Below are 22,119 nucleotides of genomic sequence, written 5' to 3' on the forward strand. Positions count from 1 at the left end.
GCGGAGGGGATGTTAAAAAGCCCTCCTACTGCGGAGAACGGGAGCGACCGAAAGCGACGCTACGAGCGATGAAACCGAGACGAGGATGTAGCACCGTACGCATCGCTACCGACTCTTCGGACTCGACCGCAAAATAGCGTTACTCGGAGGTCGGAACCGCGTCGTCGCGCGCGATTGCGATGTCGAGATAGGCGTCGGCTTGGTTGGAGTGGATGCCCGTATCGACGAGCCGTCTATCGTCGTCGTACTGGACGAGTCCGGCCATCGCCAGTTTCGGGAGTTGCGTGTGCTGGAGCGACATGAGGACGTTGCGGCGGTGTTCGTCGGATACGAGGTCGATGGATTTGTCCGTCTCCCACGCGGCAACGGTGTCAACGAGGTTTTCGAGCGTGACCGGCGTGTCTTCGGTCCGCAACTCGTGGAGAATGTATCGACTTCGGCGGGACGAGAGGGCGTCGAAGAGCGCGTCCTGTGAAAGCGGAGGGACGTCGGCACTCGGCCCGGTCGGCGAAGCGGTGGCGCGTGACGAACCACCGTCGTCGTTTGTCGTCTGGTCTGCCATGGAGTGAAACCACTCGTCCTACGGGGGTGACTCTGGTGGTTCAGTATTCAGGTTATTTATCACACTATCGGAATTTCGTGTCAGTCGGCAGCTGGATTTCCCACCGTTCGGACGTATTCGGTGAAGTTCTCGAACACGGCTTTCGCCTCGCACGCCGCCGCGTAGTTCTCCTCGTTGATGCCGTCCAAGACCTCCGTGAGACGCGCTTCCCCGAGGTCCTTGCCGCGGGTGACGGCCTCCGCCGTCCTCGTATCGTACTCGGGATGGAACTGGACGCCGAATACGTCTCCCTTGCGGAAGCCATGATTCGAATAGTCGTTTTCCGCGATGGGTTCCGCGCCGGGCGGGAGCTCCGCGACTTCATCCGAGTGGGTCGTGAACGCGGTAAACCGTCGGTCAACCCCTTCGAACAGCACGGAATCGCCGGAGTGTTCGACCGTCCGGTAACCGATTTCGTACTCGCCCATGTCACGAACGTCGCCGCCGAGAACGTCCGCCAGCAGTTGATGGCCGTAGCAGATACCGAGCATGGGCATCCCGGTTTCGATGGCGTCCCCGACCCACGATTTGAGGGGTGGAATCCAACTTTCGTCCCAGTAGACGGACGCCCGCGAGCCGGTGATGACGGCCGCGTCGAAGTCGAAGTGCTCGGGGAGGTGGCGTTCGGTCGCGTCGAACTCCACGAGGTCCGCGTCGAGTTCGCGCCGGAAATTTCGCCGCGTGTTTTCGTCGCCGTGTGCGGCGTTCAAAAATGCGATTCTGAGCCGACTCATTCGGGTGACACTAGCGACGCGAGCCATCAAATGAGTTTCGCTACAGGGGATTTAGCCGCCGATTCCGCGACGTCACGTGAGTTCCATCCGTCGTATTCATCGCTCACTCCCATGTCATGAACCGCTCGCGCAGTGCCGCCCGGTCGAGTTCACCGGAAGGGCGTCGCGGAAGCGACGCGGCCGGTTCGATAGCCCGCGGCACCTCGTGCGGTTCGAGTCGTTCCTCCGCGAACTCGCGGAGTGCGCCCGGCGGCACGTCGCCGACGACCACCGCCTTCGGTGCCGTTCCGCCCGTCTCCGCGACGGCTTCGACGATGCCGACCTCCCGTACGTCCGGATGCGATTCGAGCACGGTTTCGACCGCTCGCGGATGGACCCGCTGACCGCCGGTTTCGGACGCATCGTCGTCGCCGTCACCGACGGGAACGAACCCACGCGAATCGGTCGCGTCGGGTCTAGCGGACGATCCGTGCCGGAACACGTCCCCCATCGACACCCACTCTTCGAACGCCTCGCCATCGAGATAGCCCGTCGCGGTCGTCGGACCGCGAACGAGCAGGTCGCCCGACCCCTCGCCCTCGATTCGGACCCCACAGTTCGGAAACGGGTACGCGACCGCACCCGACCCCGGCGTTTCGCGGAGCACATTGACGCCGGTTTCCGCGCGGCCGTAGACGTGAACAGGCGGAATCGGAAGCCCCTCGCGCACCTCGGGCGGAACGCGGCCGCGAGCGGCGAGCCAATCGAGCGCCGGAGCGGACCCTTCGAACCCGGCGTCGGCCAGTTCGCGGAACTCGGTCGGAGCGGCGACGAGACAGGTCACGCCGTGGTCCTCGATTGCGGTCACGGCGTCGTCCGGGTCGAACGCGCGCCGCAGTACGACTCGACCGCCGACGGCGAGAAGCGGAAGCGCGAACCCGAGCAAGCAGTCCGGGCGCGACAGCGGCAACAGGGCGATGGTGCAATCGTTCCTCCCGAGACCCCACCCGGCGGTTGCGGTTCGACAGTTCCACTCGACGGCCCGCTTCGACAGTTCCACGACCCGTTCGCCGTCCTCGGTGTGGACGAGCAGCTGCGTGTCCGCGTCGGCGCGCTCGACGGCTGAGAAATCGGCGGGCGTGACGTGTTCGAACTCCTCGAACGAGCGGGCGTCGAACTGCCGAACGAGGTCCCGCTGTGCCGACTCGAATAGCACGAGGTCGGGGTCGATTTGCTCCATCGGCCGCGAGACGGTGGCGGGCGTCAGTCGATGCGAAACGGGTGCGAACACGCCGCCGACGCGCCAGACGGCGAGCATGGAGACCAGCACCTCGATGCGGTTCCGCGAGACGAGAGCGACCGAATCTCCCTCGTCGATACCGAGCGTTTCGAGTCGCCCCGCCGCGGTCGTGATTCGGTCGTCGAGGTCGGCGTAGGAGAGGCGCTCGCCTCCGTCTACGATTGCCGTCCGGTCCCCCAGCGGTCGGCGTGTCGCTCCGAAAAGAGTGACATACACCGTCTGCGACGCGAGAGCGGTTAGCAGTTCGGGACGCGGTAGGGGAACGCCGTGCGCCAATTGTCCTCCATCCGTCATCCTATACCGATATATAAAATAGTTTGATGTGCAAGCACCACAACGTCACAACAGGGTGACGCACAGTGACCGAGAACGAACCAGAACCGGACGAAGTACTCGACGAGTGTAACCAGTGTGGACGAACGACGCTGAGCGTGTACCTCGAAAACGGCGTGTGCGTGAAGTGTCGAGGCGGATAGCTCACGCGTCGCTTGCACGGCAGTCGTTTCGTGTCCGAGTTATCGTGTGGAAAACGCGTTACCGATTCCGATTTGAGGATTCAACCGAGCGTTCGGACGTCAGTCGAACGTTTTCTCCGCGTTCGCGGCGAGGAAGTCGAGCAGTTCGTCGTTCACTTCCTTCGACCGCTCGACGTGCACGAGGTGGGGTGCGTCCTCGAACGTCCGTAACTCGCCGCGCGGCAGTCCGTTAGCGAGTTCCGTTCCGGCATCGACGGGAACCACACGGTCGTCGGTGCCGTGTATCACCAGCGCCGGGGTCGTGATTTCGTACAGGCTGTCGCTCACGTCGAAGCCGTCCAGCGCCGCGAACTGAGCGCGTTGGGCCGGGAGTTCGGCGTCGTCGTCGACCCGCCACTCCACCACGTCCTCCAATCCGGCGGCGAACGCCGCCTCGCTCACGACCGGGCGGAGCGACTCGTGGAGCGCGTCGGGGGTCTTCTCGGCGAGCAGTTCCTCCCGAACCTCCGGAGCGATGCGGGACCCGCTCGCCGCCGTTCCGATGAGCGTGAGCGTCTTCGCCCGCGAAAACTGCTTCGCGTAGTGGAGCGCGACCATCCCACCCAGTCCGGCGCCGACGAGATGGGCCTTCCTGACCCCGTGGTCGGCCAGCACCGCCTCCAGGTCGCCCGCCATCGCCGCGACCGAATACGGGCCTTCCGGCGCGTCCGAGCGCCCGGTTCCCCGGTTATCCCACACCAGCGACTCGAACGGACCGGCCACCGCCGCGTGCTGCCAGCCCCACTGCCACGCGCCGAAGGCCGCGTCCCCGATGAACGCCACCGTGTCGTGGTTTGCCGAGCCGTCCGTTTCGTAGTAGAGCGAGAGTCCGTCGTTGTCAGCGAAGGGCATCCTTGGCGACGGGTAGGGGACGGGAGCGTTTCAAATCGTCCGTTTCGAACTCGACGAGGAGCGGGATGGAACGACGTTGATAGTGGTGCCGTTGGAGCAACTCACGAGTCGTTTCCGAAATTTCCCGACCGCGCCGAGATGAGTTCGGTTGCAGGAGTTCTCTGAGCGGAACGACCGTGTGTTGAAGTCCCAGAAAGCCGCCATCACGCTCGCTACGAGAAAACATTGTGGCTACTTCGACTGCAACTACCGAGAAGATTACCTCGAAAGCCCCCGTCCGCACCGAGATGAGTTTGGTTGCAGGTGTTCTCAAAGTGCAACAGCCGTGACGAAATCCCAGAAAGCCCCCGTCCGCTCGCGGTCGCTGTGCAAGATATTCTGGCCTCTCCGCAACGTCGGCCAGAATAGTTGCCTGCACAGCAACCACACAAGCGCGACCGGACGGCCCCTTTCAGTCCACCCAAACACAACAACTGCATCGCAACTGCATCAGCCACGCCCTCCCCAACCGATTGCGTTTCTCGGCCTCCAAAAGAGCAGAGCTCTTTCGTGCTCCCCCTCGCCAGGGCGCGCCACAGCGGAAATTCTAACGGGTGAAACCGACCGAGGTGATTCGAGATTCTCGTCGGAAATCTAGCCACTTTACCCCTCGCCGTCGAAAGACCCACACCTCATGCAGGCCATCAAGGATAGCGTCCACGACTACGTGGAACTCCCGCCGGTCGCCGCCGAACTGCTGGACACGGAACCGGTTCAGCGGCTCCGACACATCAAGCAGTTGAGCACGGTTCGACTCGTCTACCCGTCGGCGAATCACACGCGCTTCGAACACAGCATCGGGGTTGCCCACCTCGCGGGGCAAGCGCTGGACCGCCTCGGAATCGATAACGAACGAGCAACGGCGGTGCACGCCGCCGCCCTGCTTCACGACGTGGGCCACGGCCCCTACGGCCACCAGACCGAGGGTATCATCGAGCGACGACTGGGCCGACACCACGACGAGGTTGGGGACCTGCTCGACTGCGGCGAACTCGCGGCCACGCTCGAACGCCACGACCTCGCACCCGACGAAATCGCCGCGTTGGTCGCTGGAGAGGGCGAACTCGGGCAAATCGTCGCCGGTGAACTCGACGTGGACCGGATGGACTACCTCGTCCGGGACGCCCACCACACCGGCGTTCCGTACGGAACGGTCGATTACGGCCGCCTGCTCGCGGCGCTCCGGTTCACGGACGGAACACTCGTACTGGCCGAAGGGAACGTCCAGACGGCGGAAAGCCTGCTCGTCGCCCGCGCGCTGATGAACGCGACGGTGTATCGCCACCACGTCTCCAGAATCGCTGGCGCGATGTTGGAGCGGACGAGCGAGCGCCTCCTCGATTCCAGCGACGTGAGCGCCGCGGAGTTCCAGCGATTCACCGACGCCGAACTGCTCGCCGCGCTTCGCAATCACGAGGAAACCCGACCGATGGCGAACCGAATCGCCGAGCGGAACCTCTTCAAGCGCGCGGTGTGGGCGGAGTGGGAGTCGGTACCCGGCGAAGTGGTCGCGGCAGACCACGCCGACGTCCGCGAGTTCGAGCGGGACATCGCGGCGAAGGCGGGAGTAGAACCGGAACACGTCCTGCTCGACACGCCGGGCGAACCGAGCATCCCCGAATCGTCCAGTCGGGTCGTCGTCAACGGAGATGTCAGACGGTTGGCGGACCAATCACCGCTGGTGCAGGGACTGCAAGCCTCCCAACGAACTCAATGGCGGTTGGGCGTCTACGCACCCGAGGAGGTCACGGATGCGGTGGAGAAAGCGGCGACGTCGGTACTCGGACTGGTTCACTGAACGGTGATCCCGAACGATATCGCTTCTACGGTAGGTTATCGACCGTTTCGTTCGATGCTACGAAACGAGAATTAGCTTCGCGCAAAAGCCCCATAAATCAAATTTTGATATATTAAATCGCGAGTGACGTTCTACGATTGGATCAGAGGAACGAGAAGGGGAGCGGAAGACGCCCGTTTCCGTTACATCTCGACTTTCCGAGGATTTTAATGCGAGAGCACGGCGCTCGACCCGGGATTTCGCTCGGAACGGGGCGGGAACGCTATTACTACCGAATACGAAGTATCACCATGAGCGGCGACGAGTTTCCCGACCCGGAGGCGATCATCGAACGCGGGCGGCGGTATCGGGACCGGCTCGATGAGTATGGGGAAAACCAGCAAAAAGAGACAGTTGCGGAACTGTTCACGCTGCTCGGCCGGGCCTACGCCCTCCCCGTTCTCCATCTCTTTTCGATGAACGAGGGACCGCTCCGGTTCTCGGACATCGAAGAGCGACTCGACGTATCGCCGACGACGCTCTCGAAACGCCTCTCCGAACTCACCGAGGCGGGGTTGCTGACGCGACGGTCGTACGACGAGATTCCCCCGCGAGTCGAGTACGAACCGACCGACGCGGCCAACGGTCTCGCACCCGTGTTCATCCACCTGTACGAGTGGGCGTCAGTGTACGACCTCTATGGAGAGGTCGATGTACCGAGAGAAAACGATTAAACCCCAGACGACGCCATTACTACAATTTATGTAGTCGATACACGACTACTAACTTGATAGTATTTGGCTACAGAAGCGAAAGTAAGGGTGTGACTGACACCCTCATATTCAAGTTCCGAGAGCTGACGGAGGGACAGCAATGACCGACGCGATACGCGCCGACGACGTGCGCGTGGTCTATCCGGACGGCACCCGCGCCGTCAGTGGGGTCGACCTCCGCGTGCCGGAGGGGGAGTTCTTCGGCTTCCTCGGCCCGAACGGTGCCGGAAAGACCACGACCATCCGAACGCTCGTGACGCTGTTGCGGCCGACCGACGGGTCCGTCACGGTGAACGGCTACGACGTCGGCGACGACCCGAAGAGCGTGCGCCGGTCGGTCGGTTACATGGCACAGGAGACGAGCATCGACGAGGAGTTGACCGCGCGCGAGAACGTCGAGTACATGGCGGCGGCGTACGGGATTCCGAAGTCGGAGCGCGCCGAGCGCGCCGACGAACTCCTCGACCTCGCGGACCTGCTCGACGGGGCCGACAAATCGGCGAAGACGTTCTCCGGAGGGATGAAAAAACGGCTCGATGCCGTCACCGCGCTGGTCCACCATCCGCCGGTGGTCTTCCTCGACGAACCGACGACGGGACTCGACCCGAAGGCGCGAAACCGCCTCTGGGACTACTTCCGCGAGATAAACCGCGAGGGAACCACCGTGTTCCTGACGACCCAGTATCTGGAGGAGGCCGACCAGCTCTGCGACCGCATTTCGCTCATCAAGGACGGCGAAATCGCGCTGACCGGCTCCCCTGACGAACTCAAAAACGAGGTCGGCGGCGACATCCTCGAACTCGAAATCGCGCCGTCGGACGTCGACGTGGCGACGCGCCTCGCGGAATCCGGCGACGTGTTCGACGATGCCGTCGTGACCGAGACGCAGAGCGGCATCTCGGTCGGGGCGACGACGATTCGAACGCACGGAGCGGACTACTTCGCCGAACTCCGTGATGCGGGCGTCGAGGTGGACGGCTTCGACGTGCGGTCGCCGACGCTCGACGACGTGTTCCTCGCGGTGACAGGCGAGAGCGTCGAAGACGACGAGGAAGCGGCGTCAGATACGGAGGTGGTCGCGTGAGCACCGATTCGGGAGCGAGCGAGGACCGAACGCTCGCGCCGGGCAACGGCTTCCTCGGCGACACGTGGGTAAACATGCGCCGCTGGTTGCTCAAGTCGGTTCGAAACCCGTTCATCGTCACCTCCTCCATCGTCCAGCCGCTCATCTTCCTCGTCCTATTCTCGCAGGTGTTCGGGCAGGTCACCGGCGGCGCTATCGGCGGTCCCGGGCAAAACGTCGAGTACATCAGTTTCCTCCTTCCCGCCATCATCATTCAGGTGTCGCTCGTCGCGGCGGCGAGTTCCGGCATCGGGTTGGTCAACGACATCGAGACGGGGATGTTCGCCAAGGCGCTCGTCTCGCCGATGAACCGCGGCGCGGTGTTCCTCGGAAAGACACTCGCCGAGGTCGCACGCATCTGCGTCCAGATAATAATCGTCGTCGTGGTTGGCGTCCTCCTCGGTGCGAACATCGCCACCGGCTTCCTCGGCGTACTCGCGCTGATGCTCATCGGCATCCTGTTTTCCATCTGGTTCACGGCGCTCTCGAACGTCGTCGGCATCCAGACCGGCGACACGGAATCGACCATCATCGCGGTGAACTTCCTGCAACTCCCGCTGTTGTTCGTCTCCAGTGCGTTCCTCCCGGTGAACCGACTGCCGCAGTGGATTCAGTACATCAGCGCCGTCAACCCCATCACCTACGGGGTCGATGCTGCACGGGCGCTCGTCATCACCGGCTGGGAGTGGAACACGATTCTGCCGTCCATCGCCATCCTCGTCGCGCTCGACCTCGTGCTGACCGGCATCGCGTTGGTCGTCCTCAGGCGGGCGACCAGCGCCAGCGCGTGAGGAACGGATAGCCGTTCGAACGGCCTCATTCTCGCCTTCGAGGAATGAACCAGATTGCATTTGGCTCTTCCGTCGAAAATCACGGACATGCATAGACGGACGTACCTCCGCTCCGTTGCGGCGACGGGAGCGGCGGTCTCGGCGGCGGGCTGTCTGGGGTCGCTCGGCGACTCGAACCCGAACGTGGCGCTAAGCGAACCCGACAGGAACGTCGAGAGTTCGGATCTCCCGTACCCGGCGTGGGGCGAGAAGATCCCCGACGTGACGATTCCCGCACCGCTCGAAGATCGGACCGTCTCGTTTCGAGACGTCGAGACGCCGAGCATCGTCACGTTCTTTTACACCCACTGTATGACGATCTGTCCGGTGCTCATCTCGACGCTTCGCAACGTCCAGACGCACGCGACCAAGAACGGGTACGCGAAGGACGTGACATTTCTGCCGACGACGTTCGACCCCCAGCGAGACGACACAGAGCAGTTGCGGACGTACACGGACAAGATGAACGTGGACCAGTCCATCGACGACTGGAGCTTCCTCCGGCCGAAATCGGAGGCGCGGGCGAAACACGTCATCACCGACACGTTCGGCGTCCAGTTCGAGAAGACGAAACAGAAATCGAAGGACGACTACATGTTCTCCCACTCGGCGCTCATCCTGCTCGTCAACGAAAAGGGATACGTCGAACGGGCGTACCACGGCAGTTCGCCGAAGCAACAGCAGATAATCGACGACCTCGAAACCGTCCGCGGATGAATCGACGTCGCCTCCTCACCGGACTCGCGGGACTCGGTATCACCGGCGGTAGCGCGTGGGTCGCGCTGAACGGCCTGTCGGACGACGACGGACTGCCGAAACGCGTCGAGACGATGCGTGCGGACGGCTCGACCGACGGGACGGTGCAGGTACCGGTTCCCGAAACCGTCACCGTCATCGACCTCTTCGCCACGTGGTGTATGCCGTGTCAAAAGCAGATGGAGGCGCTGATGAAACTGCACGACGAATACGGCGACGAGGTTCGATTCGTCTCCATCACGAACGAGCGCATCGGCGGCACGCTGACGAAAGACGACATCCGCTCGTGGTGGAACGAAAACGACGGGAAGTGGACGCTCGGTCTCGACCCGGACTCCTCGGTGATGGCCGCGCTGAACGCGGGCGGCCTCCCGTTCGTCGGCGTCGCGGCACCGGACGGAACGGTCACGTGGAGGCACCACGGCGTGGCGGGCATCGACACGCTCCGCGAGCAGATCGACGCGGCAGAAAAGAGATGAGTGCCTCCACGCTCCTGCCGACGGTCGCGTTCGCCGCGGGCGCGGGAATCGCGACGTTCTTCGCGCCGTGTGCGTTTCCGTTGCTTCCCGGCTACATCGGCTACTACCTCCAACACCGAGATTCGGACCGCGTTTCCTCGGCGCTGCTCCCCGCCGCTGGTGCCGCGGTCGGGGCGCTCGTCACGCTCGGTGCGGTCGGCATCGCCGTGTTCGTGGCCGGGCAGGAACTCGTCCGGTACCTCCGGTGGTTCGAACCGCTGGCGGGCGTCGTCCTGCTCGTCGTCGGACTGCTCGTCGTCGCGGGCAGACAACCGACGATTCGCGTTCCGCTCCCGGAACGCCCCGCGTCGACCACCGGGTTCGTCCTCTTCGGCGGCGGGTACGCGCTCGCCGCGGCGGGCTGTGTCGCACCGGTCTTCCTCGGCGTCGTCGCCCAGACGCTCACGCTCCCGCTTTCGGGCCGCATCCTCTCCTTCGGAAGCTACGCGCTGGGCGTCGTGATTCCCTTGAGCGGCGTGACGTTGTTGATGGCGGCGGGCGTCGATTGGTGGCGCGAACTGGGCAAGTATTCGTACACCTTGGAACGCGTCGCGGGCGGGCTGATGATACTGGCCGGTATCGGGCAGTTGTATCTCTCGCTCGTCGTCCTCGATGCGTTCTGACGTGAGAGGGAAACCGATTTTCGTGATTTCAGCTGTATCCGTCGCCAACGATAGTAGTCGCACATCGTTTCGGTTCCGTCCGTAGCCGTCTGAGCCAGAGATAGCCAATTTCGTATATCGGAATGCGATTTATCGAGAAAGAGGGTGCAAGTCGTACCGACGGGAGGACGGTTCACCAAACCCGCGCAGTATCCGTGTTACTTGGTTTTCGTGGCTATATCGGAGTTCAGCGAGAGAGTTCGCTCGTCACGGGAGTCGTGACTCCGACGGCCGAATCCGAACCGCGAAAAATAGTCCGCCGAATTATGCGTTCTCGACTTGCTTGAGCACGTCGGGAGCGCTCTCCAACGCCTCGTCAAGTTTGTCGGCGTCGGGACCGCCGCCCTGCGCGAAGTCGGCGGGGCCGCCGCCGCCACCGCCGACGAAGGAGGCGAGTTCGCCGACGACCGAACCGGCGTTCACCGACGAGCCGTCCGGGATGGCGACGACGAACTGCGCGCCGTCGGCACCGCTGCCGATGACGGCGATTTTACCGTCCTCGGCCATGGCGTTGGCCGTGGCGCGGAGTTCTTCCATGTCGGTGTCGATGCGCTGGATGACGGCGGTCGTGTCGCCGACTTCGATTTCTTCGCCGCCGCCCGCACCGCTGGCGCGGGCCTCGGCGAGTTGCTCTTTGAGGTCCTCTATCTGCTTGCCGCGGGCTTTCCACTCCTCGAAGAAGCGTTCGGCCGTTTCGGGCACCTCCGACGGCGAAACGTCGAGCGTGTCGGCAGCGGTACCGAGGTAGTCCTCTGTCTCCTGTGTCGCCTCGATGGCGGCGTCACCGGCGGCGAAGGTGAGGCGTTCCACGCCGTCCTGCACGCGCTCGGTGTTGAGGAGTTTGATACAGCCGACGTCGCCGGTTCGACGGACGTGGGTGCCACCGCAGGCCTGCACGTCCTCGGCGACGTGGATGAGGCGGATGTTCGTCCCGGCGGGAATCCCACCTTGATAGAGGTCGAAGCCGAACTCCTCTTCGGCCTCGTGGCGGTTGGGCCACTCCTGTTGGACCGTCGTGTTCTCCATGACGATTTCGTTGGCCAGCAGTTCGATTTGCTTCGCCGTCTCGCGGTCGATGCGCTCGTAGTGGCGCACGTCGATGCGCGAACTGTCGGTTCCCTTCTGGGCACCGGCCTGCCGGATGTGGTCGCCGAGAATCTGGCGCGCCGCGTGGACGACGATGTGGGTCGCCGTGTGGTGGCGCATCAGGCGACGGCGACGCTGGGCGTCTATCTGTCCGCGGACGATGGAACCTTTATCGACGGGGTCGTCGGTGTGGTGGAGCACCACGCCGTCGTCGATTTGGGTGTCCGTGACCTTCACCGTCTTCTCGTCGGTCGAGAGCGTTCCGTGGTCGCCGGGTTGGCCACCGCCCTCCGGGTAGAACATCGTCTGGTCGAGCACGACGTCGTAGCCCTCCTCGCGGTCGAACACGTCGAGGACGACGGCTTCGAAATCGGTCCGGTACTGGTCCTCGTAGTAGAGGCGTTCGGTCTTGGGGAGGTCGGTGAAACGGTCGTCTTCGGATTCCTCCTCCTCGAACGCCTGTCCACCGTCGTGGCGCTCGGCGACGAGGCTGTAGAAGTCGTCCGGGACCGACACCGAGGCACCGAACTCGTCGGCGATTTCCTCGACCATATCGGGCTGTAGGCCGTGCGAGTCGTACAACTCGACGAGCGTCTCGGTCGGGATGGGTTTGCCTTCCTCGGCGTGTCGCTTGGCGAGGCGACGAACCCGGCGGCCGCCCTGTTCGAGCGTCTCGCGGTACTTTTCGACCTCCGTCCGAACGATGTCGCGGATGGTGTCGCGGTTCTCGTAGCCGAGGCGTTCGGCCTGCATGTCCACGAGTTCGTCCAGCGGCGCATCGACGCCGACGGTATCACAGAGGCGCTTCGTCCGGCGGAGCACCATGCGGGCGAGATAGCCGGTGGCGACGTTGCTCGGGACGATGCCGTCGCCGAACATGTAGGCGAGGGCCCTGCTGTGGTCGGCGATGGCGTAGATGGTTTCGAGCGGCTCCATCAGTTCGACGAGTTCCGTCGTCGAGACGCCGACCTTCTCCGCGATGTTGTCGCGGGCGGCGTCCATGTCCTCGGCCTCGTCGATGTCCATGTGACCCGCGAGCTTCGCGGCGCGGTGGACGAGTTCCTCTTCCTCCTCGGAGAGATTTATGTCGGCGTTCTCCTTGAGGAAGGCAATCATGTCGGGATAGACGGCCTCGTAGACGGTCGGGGTTCCCTGACTCATCCACGTCCAGCGTTCCAGGCCGTACCCGGTGTCCACGATGTACGTGTCCATCGGGCTGTATCGGTTGCCGTCCTTCATCTCGTACTCGCCGTCGGGGTCCTGCTCCATCGACATGAAGACGAGGGTGGCGAGTTCCGCACCCTTGTAGATGACCTCGATAGCGGGTCCGGCGTTGCCGCCGCCGACCCACGGGTCCTCGATGTAGGTGATTTCGTCCAAGTCCGCGCCGACGGACTCGAACAGTTGGTCGCAGTAGGCCACGGTTTCGTCCTTCCAGTAGACTTCGCCGTCGTAGGCGTACTCCTCCTCGGCGTCCTCGCGGACGTTGAAGGCGTGATGGGCCATCATCTCGAAGGCCATCGTGTGCCGTCCCGTCTTGCCAACGTTGTCGATGTCCTGCATGCGGATGCAGGGTTGGCTGATGGTCAGCGGGTTGGCCGGTGGCGGCGTCTTCCCGCTGGTGACGAGGGGCTGGAAGTCGTAGATTGATGCCTGTGTCAGTAGCACGTCGTCACGCCAGCGATTCGCCGCGACCGGGTAGGGATCGATTCGTTCGTGGTCGTGTTCCTCGAAGAACGAGAGGAACACCTCCCGCATCTCCGATAGGGAATACTCCTCCTCGAAGCCGGGGTCGTCGATGAACCCGTACTCCGCACACGGCGGTTCCCCGCACGTCTCTCGGTCGTGGTCGCGCGTCCAGAAGTGCGCTCCACACTCGGAGCACTCTTTTCGCACGAAGTCGTTTTCCTCGAAATAATCGAGGCGATACTCCTCCTCGAGTTCGCTCATTCTTGGTAGTTTGTCACCCATCGGTGCGTAAAACAGTTCCGCAAGCACGCTCAGGCCGGGCGAGACATCCGCCAGAAGCGGGAGAAGCGTTCGTCGGTGCTCCGAACCCGCGAGGGAAGCGATACCGGGGAACGGGCGAAAGAGTCGAACGGGTCAGAACAGTTCGCCGACGGACTCGAAGACGGCGAAGCCCGAATCGTCGGCGTCGAGCGCGTACGATTCGAACCGTCGAACCGAGTAGCGGTAGGCGGCCGGAGGCGCGACGACGCCGAGGAGCACCGCGATGAGGCCGCCGATGAGGCGGACCGTGGGCGGCGAAATCGCCACGGCGTACCCGAGGAATCCCGTGATGAACTCGAACATGCTCGAAACGCCCGCCGCCGTGCCGGGCGTGATGGCGGTGACGGCACCGCCGTAGCCGAGGAGCACCACGAGCGAGTACGTCGCGAACGCCGTCTTGCTCGGGACGACGGCCGTCCGACTCTTGGTGACGTTGACTTCGCCGAACCGCGGGAACATGGTCCCGATTCCGATGGCGACGACCGCCCCCGCGAGTCCGAGGAGGGCGCTCAGACCGGTCAAGGAAAGCCACCTCGTCAGTTCGAGGGGGCTCAAAAATCCGGTAATCGCGGTGGCGAGGACGACGATGGGAAGACCGACGACGGTCACGGCGAGGACGTGTCCCTTGACGAACTCCCTGCCGCGGATGGACGAGATGAGCGTTACCGGCAGCATCGAACCTTCGTCGCCGAGGGGGTTCAGCGTCGCGCCGCCCATGGCCCACGCGCCGTACAGCGAGACGACGACCGGTAACGATTCGGTGACGTGACCCGCCTGGACCGCCTCCTGAATCGGACCGGAGACGAGAAACACCGGGTACACGACGTAGAGGAGTCGAATCGGGGAGCGTTTCGTTCGCCGCCAGACGTTGGCGACCACGGAGCGCGTCGGTTTGGACGCGATGACCGCGAGGAAGTCAGCGTTCGACTCGCTGGAGTCGTACTGTTTGTTTTCGGGTTGCACCCGGTCGCCGTACCAGAGTCGCGTCGCCAACCGAACGTCGAGCGCGAACAGGACCGGCAGGCCGACGACGACGAGGGCGACCGCGCCGCCGAGCCGCGCGAGCGACGGCGACGTGCCGGGAATTCCGAGAACGAGCACGTCGCCGAGCCACGCGGTCGGGGCGTTCTGCAACACCTCGGCAAGCGAGGCTATGACCGTGCCGAGCGCATTGCTCATGACCGCGGCCATGTAGACGACGAACGCGAGCACCGCGAGGACGGATTTGTACTGGGCGAGGAGTTCCGACCGTTCGAGCGCGAGTTTGATGAGCAGACCGAGAATGTGACCAGCGAGAAGGGTCGTCGTGACGAGTCCGAGCAGGGCGAGGACGACGGTAACGAACGGGAGCGGCGTGCCGAGGGAGAGACTCAACGCCGCGGTTATCGACAGCAATGGTATCGCCGCGATGGAGACCACGCGGGCGAGTTCCGCGCCGAGCAGTCCGCCGACCACATCGCGGGCGGGAACGGTCGTCAACATGCCCGATTCCTGGTCGATACGGCCGGTTTTGCCGATGACGCGCGAGGCTATCATCACGGTGACCATGAGCCACCAGACGGCGATACCGCCGCGCGCACCCTCCAACAGCGGGAGGTCCGTCGTGGCGAGTTCGCCGCCGAACTTGTACGCGAAGTACGAACCGGCGACGGTCGGAACGCCGATGAAGATGAGGGCGAACAGCCCGAAGGCGAGCATCTGAATCGGCTTCTTTCCGATGGCACGGACGCTCCGGCGGTACTCCATGCGGGCGATTCGAACACTCCGCCCGGGGCTCCAGTTCATCGTTCCACCGGTGCCGCAGCGGGTTCCTCGCTCGTCACGTCGAGGAACACGTCTTCGAGCGTCTGTTCTTTCTCGGCGCGGTGGGTGAGTCGCTCCGGCGAGTCCTCGGCGACGAGCGACCCGTCGTACAGCACGCCGACGGTATCGGCGAGCTCTTCAACCACGGGGAGGATGTGCGTCGAGAGGAAGACGGTCATGCCGTCGGCGGTGAGTTCGGAGATGAGTTCGCGCACGGTGCGGGCGGCACGCGGGTCGAGACCGGACGTGGGTTCGTCGAGGAACACGACGTCGGGTTCGTGAAGGACGGTCTGAATCAGCGCCGTCTTCTGTTTCATCCCCTTCGAGTAGGTGCCGACGCGCTCGTCCGCGTCGTCGAGGAGGTCGAAGCGACGGAGGAGTGTCTCGATTCGGTCGTCGGCCTCAACGTTACGAAGCCCGGCGATGTACTGCAACTGCTCTCGGGCCGTGAGTTCGTCGTACAGCGGCGGCTCCTCGGGCATGTAACCGATGTGCGGAACGACGGCGTCCCGGTCGGCGATGGAGTGGCCCGCGACACGTGCGGTGCCGCTCGTCGGCGGCGTCAGCGTCGTCAGCATCCGCATCGTCGTCGTCTTCCCCGCACCGTTCGGGCCGAGGAAACCGTAGACGGATTCGGACGGAACGGTCAGTTCGAGGTTCGAAACGACCGTCGTGTCGTCGAATCGCTTCGTCAGTCCGTCCGTCTCGATGGCGGGCCTCATCGACTGCCCTCCGGCCGTTCGAGTTCGAATTGGAGAGCAACGCTCGTGGGGACTGTGCGAACCATATTCCGTGGAGTGTACCGAGACGTAAAAAATCCGACTGAAAGGGTCAGCTAGTTTTGTAATAGAAAGGTGACAAGATGGCGACGAGGAATCAGTTGTCGAGCGCCAGCGACGCCAGCATCGCTTCGAGTTGTACGCGCTCGTTCGCACCTTCCGTGATGCGGAAGTCGGCTTCGCCGACGCGTTCGAGGACGCGCACCGCGTCGTCGTCGTCCAAGTCGAACTCCCAAATCGAGCGGTGGAGTTGGTCGATGATGTCGCCACCGGCCATGCCGCGCTCGGTGAGCAGTTCGTCGAGGATGGAGCGCGAACGGGTGAAGTCGCCGTCGATGGCGTGTCGAACCATCTCCTTGATGTCCTCGGGTCGGGCGGTGCTGGTGATGACGAAGACGCTCTCCTCGTCCACCTGCTCGCCCATGACGGCGGCGGCTTGCAGGGCGTTGATGGCTTTCCGCATGTCACCGTCGGCGGCGTAGACGAGAGCGTTGATACCGTCGTCGGTGGTTTCGATACCCTCCTCGTCGGCGACGTACTGGACGTACTCGGCGACCGCATCGTCGGGAATCGGGCCGAATCGGAACACCGCACACCGAGACTGGATGGGGTCGATGATTTTCGAGGAGTAGTTACACGACATGATAAAGCGCGTCTTGTCCGAGAACTGCTCCATCGTGCGGCGGAGGGCGGCCTGCGCGTCGCTCGTCAGGGAGTCCGCCTCGTCCAGGAAGATGATCTGGAAATCGACCGCGCCGGGGTCGTGGCGGGCGAAGTTCTTGATCTGGTCGCGCACCACGTCGATACCGCGCTCGTCGGAGGCGTTCAATTCGAGGAAGTGGCTCTGCCAGCTATCGCCGTACAGTTCCTTGGCGATGGCGACCGCACAGGTCGTTTTCCCGATGCCCGCCTGCCCGGAGAACAGCAGGTTAGGCAGGTCGTTCCGCTCGATATAGCTCTTCAGTCGAGCCGTGATGTCGTCGTGGCCCGCCACGTCGTCGAGGGTTTGGGGCCGGTACTTCTCGACCCAGATGGTTCCACGTCCGGGGACGGTTTCCGCGTCGGCCTCGCTCATGGTCCAGCAGAGGTACCTATCGTTCTTAAAGTCCCCGAGACTCCGCGCCCGCGGTTCACGATTTCCCGTCGGGAGAACGGCCGGTTAGGCCAGCGATTCCGGCGAACAACGCACGATTCTCCGCGACAACGACTCAATTACTATTCGGTCGGACGCCGACAACCGGCCCATGCGTGCACACGTGAGTATCCTCGTCGTGGTGCTACTGCTCGCCATCATGCCCGCGACGGCGGCGGCAGAACAGACACGAACCGGCGGAACGGTCGTCGTCGAGCAGGGCGAAACCGTCCGCGACGGTCTCACCGCCACCGGCGGAACCGTCGTGATTCGCGGTACGGTCGATGGCGACCTGAGCGCCTTCTCCGGAAACGTCCTCGTCGCCCAAAGCGGCCGGGTCAACGGCGACGTGTCGGCGGTCGCCGGGAACGTCCGAATCGAGGGGACGGTCACCGGAACCGTCGACGCACAGACTGGCAACCTCGCCATCGCCCAGTCGGCCACCGTCGGGTCCCTCGAAGGCGCGGCGGGCTACACCCTGATCGCGGGCACCGTCGAAGGGAACGCGCGGGTTGCGAGCGAGACGCTCACGCTCGCCAACACGGCGAACGTCGGCGGCAACCTCGTCTACGACGCGGAAACGTTCAACCGCCAACAGGGGGCGACCGTCAGCGGAACGGTCCGACAGGACGAATCGCTGGGTGACGCGGGTCCCGCACCCGTGCCGCAAGTGCCCAACTGGGTCGGCGCAGTGTACGGCTTCTTCGTCAATCTCCTCTTGGGCATCGTGCTCTTGGCGGCGTTCCCCGGCTTCTCCGAGGGCGTCGCCGACCGGGGGCGAGCCGACCCGGTGCTTTCGGTCGGGGTCGGCCTCCTCCTGCTCGTCCTCATCCCCATCGTGCTCCTCGTCTTCGCCGTGACCCTCATCGGCATCCCCATCTCGATTCTCGGCGCGATCATCTTCGCCATCTTCCTCTGGATCGCCACGGTGTACGGGTCGTTCACCGTCGGCGTCTGGCTGCTCTCGCTGGCCGACGAGGGGAGTCGGTGGATCGGCTTGGTGCTCGGCCTGTTCGTCATCGCCGTTCTCGACCGGATTCCCATCGTCGGCGGCATCGTCCAGTTCGTCGTCCTCCTGCTGGGACTCGGCGCGCTGGCGATGGCGCTCCGGGCGCACTACCGCGGACGGCGGAGCACGCCGGAGTACGTCGAAACGACGCGCAGGGGAACCGACGAGGAGACGCCAGCCGACTGACCAATCTATTGTTCGAGAGCCGACGCGGTGCTACTCATCGAAATCGAAACGAGCGACACCGGCGCACGCTGGCAGGACGACGACGCGGCCAGCTGTCGGCCGCGTCGTCGTGCTGTAGCGTGCGAGGTCTTCGTGAGTGACAACGGAACGAACGAATGGCTCGTCAGAGCGTTTCTCTGACGGTAGATGAGCATCACAGCGAAGTTCTCGTGAGCGGAGCGAGCGAGAGCACGAAAGAGCGTGCTCTTTCGGAGCTAGAAACACAATCGGTTGGGGAGGGTGTGGCGAGCGAGGGTTCGGAGAAACCTCGTATGCGAATAGCGCGGAACGACGTTCCGCGGACAGTCGAGCGGGCACGACCCGCGAGACGACGGCAACGCCGTGAGCACGCGGTTCGGTGCTGTGCGGTGGCGGTTTCAGTGACGTCTGTAGTTGCAGTCATAGAAAAACGAACGACACCCCGCCGCGAGCGAGCGGGGGCTTTCTGAGACATCATCACGGTCGTTCCACGCGGAGAACTCCTGCAACCGAACTCATCTCGGAGCGGGCGGGGGCTTTCGAAGTCCTCATCGAGGTCGTCGCAGTTTCGGCGAAACAAACTCGAAGTCGTCGTCTTCGACACGCTCAAGGACCGAGAACGGTAAGACACGGCAATGAACGTGACCGTCGAGGTGGTCGGCGAGGGGAGCCACGAGTTCGACGTGGACGACGAAACCTACGCCGACTTGGTGTCGAAAGTGGACCTGAGTCCACACGAGGTGTCCGTGATGGTGGACGGGCGGCCGGTTCCGGAGGACCAACCGGTCGAAGCGGAACACGTGAAAATCCTCCGGCTCATCAAGGGCGGATGACCGTCCGGGCCGCGACCGGGGACGACCACCTCGACGTGTTGCGAATCGTGAATGGCGCGATGCTCGAAATCGACGCCGCGGCAGTCAAGCAGAAAATCGAGTCCGGGGACGTGCTGGTAGCGGAAGACGAAGGGCGACTCCTCGGCGCGGCGGTGCTCGACGCGGCGGCGGACCGACCGACCCACATCGAGGCAATCGCGGTGCGGCGAGCGCGGCGGGGGCAGGGAATCGGCCGCGAACTGGTAGCGGTCGCCGTCGAACGCGAGGGAGCGCTGACGGCCGATTTCGCGCCGAAGGTGCGGCCGTTCTACGAGTCGTTGGGGTTCGAAATCGAGGAGATGGCGGAGCGGGACGAGGGCGATCCAGACGGGGAAACCGAAGGGGACGGACGGTTGTGGGGACGGTTCGAAAGCGAAGACTGATACCGCGAGTTCGCCAACGACGACCATGGACGAGACGAAACGCCGCCGTCTCTCGCTCATCTGGATGGCGTTCGCGCTGGCGATGGGGTACTACGCGCTCGCTGACGGGTTCGACGCCGCGACCGGCGAGTTATTGAGCCTTCTCGTCGCCCTGTTCGGCGTCGGACTGGCCGCGCTCTACTACTTCAATCCCGGTGACGTGCTGTCGTTCAACTGAACGGGAGCGGCGGAGAGTCGCGAGGTCGGCGTCCTCCCGACCCCCCAATTGATATATTTTTTACAAAAATTCAGTTTCGGGAGTGCTTTACTGTGTTCGTTCGGTAGTCCGGCGTAATGGTCAGACAGGAGTCACGCTCCCTCGGCATCGTCACGGGAGAGCGGGCACCGGAACTATCGGAAAACGGACGTTCCGTGCAGGCCGAGTTACGCGACCGTGGCTGGGCGGCGGAACCCGTCATCTGGACGGACGAGGATATCGACTGGTCGCGCTTCGACGTCGCGCTCGTCCGCTCGTGCTGGAACTATCACATCCGACCGGACGCCTTCCGCGAGTGGACGGAAACCGTCGAGGAAGCGGGGGTGACGCTACTCAATCCGGGGGAGGTCGTTCGCTGGAACATGCACAAGTTCTATCTCCGCGAACTCGCCGCGGAGGGCGTCGATATCCTTCCGACGGCGTGGGTGGAGCGGGGGAGCGACGGAAACCTTCGGACGGTGCTTCGGAAAAACGACTGGCAGGAGGCCGTGGTGAAACCGGCCATCGGGACGAGTTCGGCGAACGCGTGGCGCACGTCGGTTGACGAGGCGGCAGACCGGCAAGAGGAGTTCGAGACGCTCGTGGCCGACCGAGGCGTGCTCGAAACGGCGTGCGAAATTCTGGACATCGACCCCGTTTCCCTCCCGTACGCTCGCGTGGACGGTCTCGAACGCGACGGTGACAACAGGGACGGCGGTGACGACGAGCAGACCGGCGAGTTCCACCTGATGGAACTCGAACTCATCGAGCCGTATCTGAGTCTCGACGCGCGTGAGGGGTCGGTGGCGACGTTCGCCGACGCCATCGAGTCGGCGATTCACGTCGTCCGAAAGTAAGTCGATGAAGGCCTAAATCAGCGGTTCGACCAGTTCCGTCCCGGCGTCGAGGAGGTCACGAACGCGGTCGTCGCTCTCTCCCTCGGCGTAAATTCGCATCGCAGGTTCCGTTCCACTCGGGCGGACGAGGAGCCACGACCCGTCGTCGAGGAGGATTTTGAAGCCGTCCTTTGTCACCACGTCGGCCACGTCGTGACCCGCAACCTCGTCGGGGAGTTCGGCTTCGAGGTCGGCGAGGACGCGCTCCTTTTCGTCGTCCGGACAGTCGAGGCTGATTTTGTTCTGGTGTATCTCGCCGAACTCGGCAAGCAGGTCGTCCACGCGGTCGTCGAAGGGGCGTTCGGCCGCGATTGCCGCGGCGAGGAGCGCCATGAGCACGCCGTCCTTCTCGCGGATGTGGCCGCGAATCGTGAACCCGCCGCTCTCCTCGCCGCCGACGAGCGCGTCGTGGTCCGCGATGGCCTGTGCGACCCACTTGAACCCGACCGGCGTCTCGTGGACCTCCTGGTCGTGTTTCTCGGCGATCCGGTCGATGAGGAACGTAGTCGAGACGGTGCGAATCGCCGACCCCGAGTCGGCTTCGAGGAGATACTCGTACAACGCGGCGAAAAAGAGGTTCTCGTCCAAGAAGCCGCGTTCAGGCGTGACGACGGCGATGCGGTCGGCGTCGCCGTCGTTCGCTATTCCGAGGTCGGCGTCGCCGTCCTCGACCGCCGCGACGAGTTCTTGAAGATTCTCCTCGCTCGGTTCCGGCGACGACCCGCCGAACTCCGGGTCCCGTTCACAGCGGAGGCATTCGACGCTCGCGCCCGCTTCTTCGAGGAGTTCGTCGGTGACGCCGCGGCCGCTCCCGTGCATGGCGTCGTAGACGACCGAGAGGTCCTCGAAGTCGGCGTCCACGAGGTCGAAGGCGTGGTCGGCGTACGGGGCAACCAAGTCCTCCTCGCTGACCCGGCCATGTTCGGACTCCGGCAGCGGGTCGGGTTCGGCGAGTCGGGCCATTATCTCGTCGGTCACTTCGGGGAGGGCTGGCGCGCCGTCGGACGGGATGAACTTCACGCCGTTGTACTCCGGCGGGTTGTGCGAGGCGGTTATCATCAGTCCGCCCGCGAGGTCGCGGTCCACGAGCGTCCACGCGAGAATCGGCGTCGGGGTGTCTCGCTCGGGGATGAGCACGTCGAACCCGTTCGCGGCGAGGACGCGACAGAGGTCCTCCGCGAACCCGCGCGACGTTTCGCGTGCGTCGTAGCTCACGGCGACCGTCTCGCCCGCACGGTCCTCGACTTCGCG

At 64.0% G+C, this 22,119-nt stretch carries 23 protein-coding genes; 13 read left to right on the top strand and 10 right to left on the bottom strand.

The window, feature by feature from the left end; all coding sequences use genetic code 11:
* Positions 1 to 139: 139 nt before the first annotated feature.
* The 5 genes from BG842_RS12590 to BG842_RS12610 all read right to left on the bottom strand — a co-directional run bounded on the left by BG842_RS12590 (position 140) and on the right by BG842_RS12610 (position 4,207).
* Positions 140 to 562 carry a hypothetical protein gene (locus tag BG842_RS12590; RefSeq protein WP_069450997.1) on the bottom strand — a complete coding sequence of 141 codons (423 nt, stop codon included), beginning with the start codon at positions 560 to 562 and terminating at the stop codon, positions 140 to 142.
* 80 nt (positions 563 to 642) lie between these two features.
* Entirely contained in the window at positions 643 to 1,335 is a 693-nt protein-coding gene (locus tag BG842_RS12595) for a type 1 glutamine amidotransferase (protein WP_069451017.1), read from the bottom strand.
* A 103-nt stretch (positions 1,336 to 1,438) separates the two neighbouring features.
* The gene (locus tag BG842_RS12600) at positions 1,439 to 2,890 is read right to left on the bottom strand and encodes a class I adenylate-forming enzyme family protein (protein ID WP_254663130.1); all 1,452 of its coding nucleotides are present in this window, start codon (positions 2,888 to 2,890) and stop codon (positions 1,439 to 1,441) included.
* A 299-nt stretch (positions 2,891 to 3,189) separates the two neighbouring features.
* Positions 3,190 to 3,981: an alpha/beta fold hydrolase gene (locus BG842_RS12605; protein WP_069450998.1), complete on the bottom strand. Its 792-nt coding sequence runs from the start codon at positions 3,979 to 3,981 to the stop codon at positions 3,190 to 3,192.
* On the bottom strand, positions 3,968 to 4,207 hold the full coding sequence (locus tag BG842_RS12610; protein ID WP_069450999.1) for a hypothetical protein: 240 nt from the start codon (positions 4,205 to 4,207) through the stop codon (positions 3,968 to 3,970). Before BG842_RS12610 ends, BG842_RS12605 begins: the two co-directional genes overlap by 14 nt.
* A gap of 447 nt (positions 4,208 to 4,654) precedes the next feature.
* On the opposite strand from BG842_RS12610, the gene BG842_RS12615 reads away from it, so the two are divergent.
* The 7 genes from BG842_RS12615 (at position 4,655) to BG842_RS12645 (ending at position 10,420) form a co-directional block, all read left to right on the top strand.
* A complete protein-coding gene (locus BG842_RS12615) occupies positions 4,655 to 5,818 on the top strand; it encodes an HD domain-containing protein (protein WP_069451000.1) in 1,164 nt (387 codons plus the stop codon).
* A gap of 209 nt (positions 5,819 to 6,027) precedes the next feature.
* Positions 6,028 to 6,531 carry a helix-turn-helix domain-containing protein gene (locus BG842_RS12620; protein ID WP_254663131.1) on the top strand — a complete coding sequence of 168 codons (504 nt, stop codon included), beginning with the start codon at positions 6,028 to 6,030 and terminating at the stop codon, positions 6,529 to 6,531.
* Positions 6,532 to 6,670: 139 nt separating this feature from the next.
* Positions 6,671 to 7,654, top strand: a complete 984-nt coding sequence (locus tag BG842_RS12625; RefSeq protein ID WP_069451001.1) for an ATP-binding cassette domain-containing protein — start codon at positions 6,671 to 6,673, stop codon at positions 7,652 to 7,654.
* The gene (locus BG842_RS12630; RefSeq protein WP_069451002.1) at positions 7,651 to 8,484 is read left to right on the top strand and encodes an ABC transporter permease; all 834 of its coding nucleotides are present in this window, start codon (positions 7,651 to 7,653) and stop codon (positions 8,482 to 8,484) included. Before BG842_RS12625 ends, BG842_RS12630 begins: the two co-directional genes overlap by 4 nt.
* Before the next feature lie 87 nt (positions 8,485 to 8,571).
* A complete protein-coding gene (locus BG842_RS12635; protein WP_069451003.1) occupies positions 8,572 to 9,240 on the top strand; it encodes an SCO family protein in 669 nt (222 codons plus the stop codon).
* Complete coding sequence (locus tag BG842_RS12640) at positions 9,237 to 9,758, top strand: TlpA disulfide reductase family protein (protein WP_069451004.1); 522 nt, start codon at positions 9,237 to 9,239, stop codon at positions 9,756 to 9,758. Before BG842_RS12635 ends, BG842_RS12640 begins: the two co-directional genes overlap by 4 nt.
* On the top strand, positions 9,755 to 10,420 hold the full coding sequence (locus BG842_RS12645) for a cytochrome c biogenesis CcdA family protein (RefSeq protein WP_069451005.1): 666 nt from the start codon (positions 9,755 to 9,757) through the stop codon (positions 10,418 to 10,420). Before BG842_RS12640 ends, BG842_RS12645 begins: the two co-directional genes overlap by 4 nt.
* A gap of 303 nt (positions 10,421 to 10,723) precedes the next feature.
* Here BG842_RS12645 and alaS read toward each other — a convergent pair whose 3' ends face one another.
* The 4 genes from alaS to BG842_RS12665 all read right to left on the bottom strand — a co-directional run bounded on the left by alaS (position 10,724) and on the right by BG842_RS12665 (position 17,212).
* A complete protein-coding gene (gene alaS / locus BG842_RS12650) occupies positions 10,724 to 13,495 on the bottom strand; it encodes an alanine--tRNA ligase (RefSeq protein ID WP_069451006.1) in 2,772 nt (923 codons plus the stop codon).
* Between the two features lie 153 nt (positions 13,496 to 13,648).
* Positions 13,649 to 15,340, bottom strand: coding sequence for a hypothetical protein (locus BG842_RS12655; RefSeq protein ID WP_069451007.1), 1,692 nt, complete (start codon positions 15,338 to 15,340; stop codon positions 13,649 to 13,651).
* Entirely contained in the window at positions 15,337 to 16,080 is a 744-nt protein-coding gene (locus BG842_RS12660; protein ID WP_069451008.1) for an ABC transporter ATP-binding protein, read from the bottom strand. The genes BG842_RS12655 and BG842_RS12660 overlap by 4 nt, the downstream gene beginning before the upstream one ends.
* Positions 16,081 to 16,234: 154 nt before the next feature.
* Entirely contained in the window at positions 16,235 to 17,212 is a 978-nt protein-coding gene (locus BG842_RS12665; RefSeq protein ID WP_069451009.1) for a replication factor C small subunit, read from the bottom strand.
* A gap of 169 nt (positions 17,213 to 17,381) precedes the next feature.
* On the opposite strand from BG842_RS12665, the gene BG842_RS12670 reads away from it, so the two are divergent.
* The 6 genes from BG842_RS12670 to BG842_RS12690 all read left to right on the top strand — a co-directional run bounded on the left by BG842_RS12670 (position 17,382) and on the right by BG842_RS12690 (position 20,829).
* Positions 17,382 to 18,464: a polymer-forming cytoskeletal protein gene (locus BG842_RS12670; RefSeq protein ID WP_069451010.1), complete on the top strand. Its 1,083-nt coding sequence runs from the start codon at positions 17,382 to 17,384 to the stop codon at positions 18,462 to 18,464.
* 27 nt (positions 18,465 to 18,491) lie between these two features.
* The gene (locus BG842_RS29870) at positions 18,492 to 18,644 is read left to right on the top strand and encodes a hypothetical protein (RefSeq protein ID WP_175424145.1); all 153 of its coding nucleotides are present in this window, start codon (positions 18,492 to 18,494) and stop codon (positions 18,642 to 18,644) included.
* 473 nt (positions 18,645 to 19,117) lie between these two features.
* The gene (locus tag BG842_RS12675) at positions 19,118 to 19,315 is read left to right on the top strand and encodes a ubiquitin-like small modifier protein 2 (RefSeq protein ID WP_007976249.1); all 198 of its coding nucleotides are present in this window, start codon (positions 19,118 to 19,120) and stop codon (positions 19,313 to 19,315) included.
* Positions 19,312 to 19,737 carry a GNAT family N-acetyltransferase gene (locus BG842_RS12680; RefSeq protein WP_069451011.1) on the top strand — a complete coding sequence of 142 codons (426 nt, stop codon included), beginning with the start codon at positions 19,312 to 19,314 and terminating at the stop codon, positions 19,735 to 19,737. Before BG842_RS12675 ends, BG842_RS12680 begins: the two co-directional genes overlap by 4 nt.
* A gap of 25 nt (positions 19,738 to 19,762) precedes the next feature.
* A complete protein-coding gene (locus BG842_RS12685; protein WP_007976246.1) occupies positions 19,763 to 19,954 on the top strand; it encodes a hypothetical protein in 192 nt (63 codons plus the stop codon).
* Between the two features lie 116 nt (positions 19,955 to 20,070).
* Positions 20,071 to 20,829 carry a RimK family alpha-L-glutamate ligase gene (locus BG842_RS12690; RefSeq protein WP_069451012.1) on the top strand — a complete coding sequence of 253 codons (759 nt, stop codon included), beginning with the start codon at positions 20,071 to 20,073 and terminating at the stop codon, positions 20,827 to 20,829.
* Between the two features lie 12 nt (positions 20,830 to 20,841).
* On the opposite strand, the gene BG842_RS12695 is transcribed toward BG842_RS12690, so the two are convergent.
* A partial coding sequence (locus tag BG842_RS12695) for a phosphoglucomutase (protein ID WP_069451013.1) occupies positions 20,842 to 22,119 on the bottom strand: 1,278 nt, incomplete at its 5' end.

It is taken from the genome of Haladaptatus sp. W1 (assembly GCF_001723155.1).
GTDB classification, from domain to species: domain Archaea; phylum Halobacteriota; class Halobacteria; order Halobacteriales; family Haladaptataceae; genus Haladaptatus; species Haladaptatus paucihalophilus.

Bases quoted from the DNA above. Each gene is read 5' to 3' on its own strand.
- BG842_RS12660 (WP_069451008.1), bottom strand. From the start codon at position 16,080: ATGAGGCCCGCCATCGAGACGGACGGACTGACGAAGCGATTCGACGAC.
- BG842_RS12655 (WP_069451007.1), bottom strand. From the start codon at position 15,340: ATGAACTGGAGCCCCGGGCGGAGTGTTCGAATCGCCCGCATGGAGTAC.
- BG842_RS12670 (WP_069451010.1), top strand. From the start codon at position 17,382: ATGCGTGCACACGTGAGTATCCTCGTCGTGGTGCTACTGCTCGCCATC.
- BG842_RS12620 (WP_254663131.1), top strand. From the start codon at position 6,028: ATGCGAGAGCACGGCGCTCGACCCGGGATTTCGCTCGGAACGGGGCGG.
- BG842_RS12690 (WP_069451012.1), top strand. From the start codon at position 20,071: ATGGTCAGACAGGAGTCACGCTCCCTCGGCATCGTCACGGGAGAGCGG.
- BG842_RS12645 (WP_069451005.1), top strand. From the start codon at position 9,755: ATGAGTGCCTCCACGCTCCTGCCGACGGTCGCGTTCGCCGCGGGCGCG.
- BG842_RS12680 (WP_069451011.1), top strand. From the start codon at position 19,312: ATGACCGTCCGGGCCGCGACCGGGGACGACCACCTCGACGTGTTGCGA.
- BG842_RS12615 (WP_069451000.1), top strand. From the start codon at position 4,655: ATGCAGGCCATCAAGGATAGCGTCCACGACTACGTGGAACTCCCGCCG.
- BG842_RS12675 (WP_007976249.1), top strand. From the start codon at position 19,118: ATGAACGTGACCGTCGAGGTGGTCGGCGAGGGGAGCCACGAGTTCGAC.
- BG842_RS12605 (WP_069450998.1), bottom strand. From the start codon at position 3,981: ATGCCCTTCGCTGACAACGACGGACTCTCGCTCTACTACGAAACGGAC.
- BG842_RS12590 (WP_069450997.1), bottom strand. From the start codon at position 562: ATGGCAGACCAGACGACAAACGACGACGGTGGTTCGTCACGCGCCACC.
- BG842_RS12595 (WP_069451017.1), bottom strand. From the start codon at position 1,335: ATGAGTCGGCTCAGAATCGCATTTTTGAACGCCGCACACGGCGACGAA.
- BG842_RS12610 (WP_069450999.1), bottom strand. From the start codon at position 4,207: ATGTTTTCTCGTAGCGAGCGTGATGGCGGCTTTCTGGGACTTCAACAC.
- BG842_RS12685 (WP_007976246.1), top strand. From the start codon at position 19,763: ATGGACGAGACGAAACGCCGCCGTCTCTCGCTCATCTGGATGGCGTTC.
- BG842_RS12625 (WP_069451001.1), top strand. From the start codon at position 6,671: ATGACCGACGCGATACGCGCCGACGACGTGCGCGTGGTCTATCCGGAC.
- BG842_RS12640 (WP_069451004.1), top strand. From the start codon at position 9,237: ATGAATCGACGTCGCCTCCTCACCGGACTCGCGGGACTCGGTATCACC.
- alaS (WP_069451006.1), bottom strand. From the start codon at position 13,495: ATGAGCGAACTCGAGGAGGAGTATCGCCTCGATTATTTCGAGGAAAAC.
- BG842_RS12665 (WP_069451009.1), bottom strand. From the start codon at position 17,212: ATGAGCGAGGCCGACGCGGAAACCGTCCCCGGACGTGGAACCATCTGG.
- BG842_RS12635 (WP_069451003.1), top strand. From the start codon at position 8,572: ATGCATAGACGGACGTACCTCCGCTCCGTTGCGGCGACGGGAGCGGCG.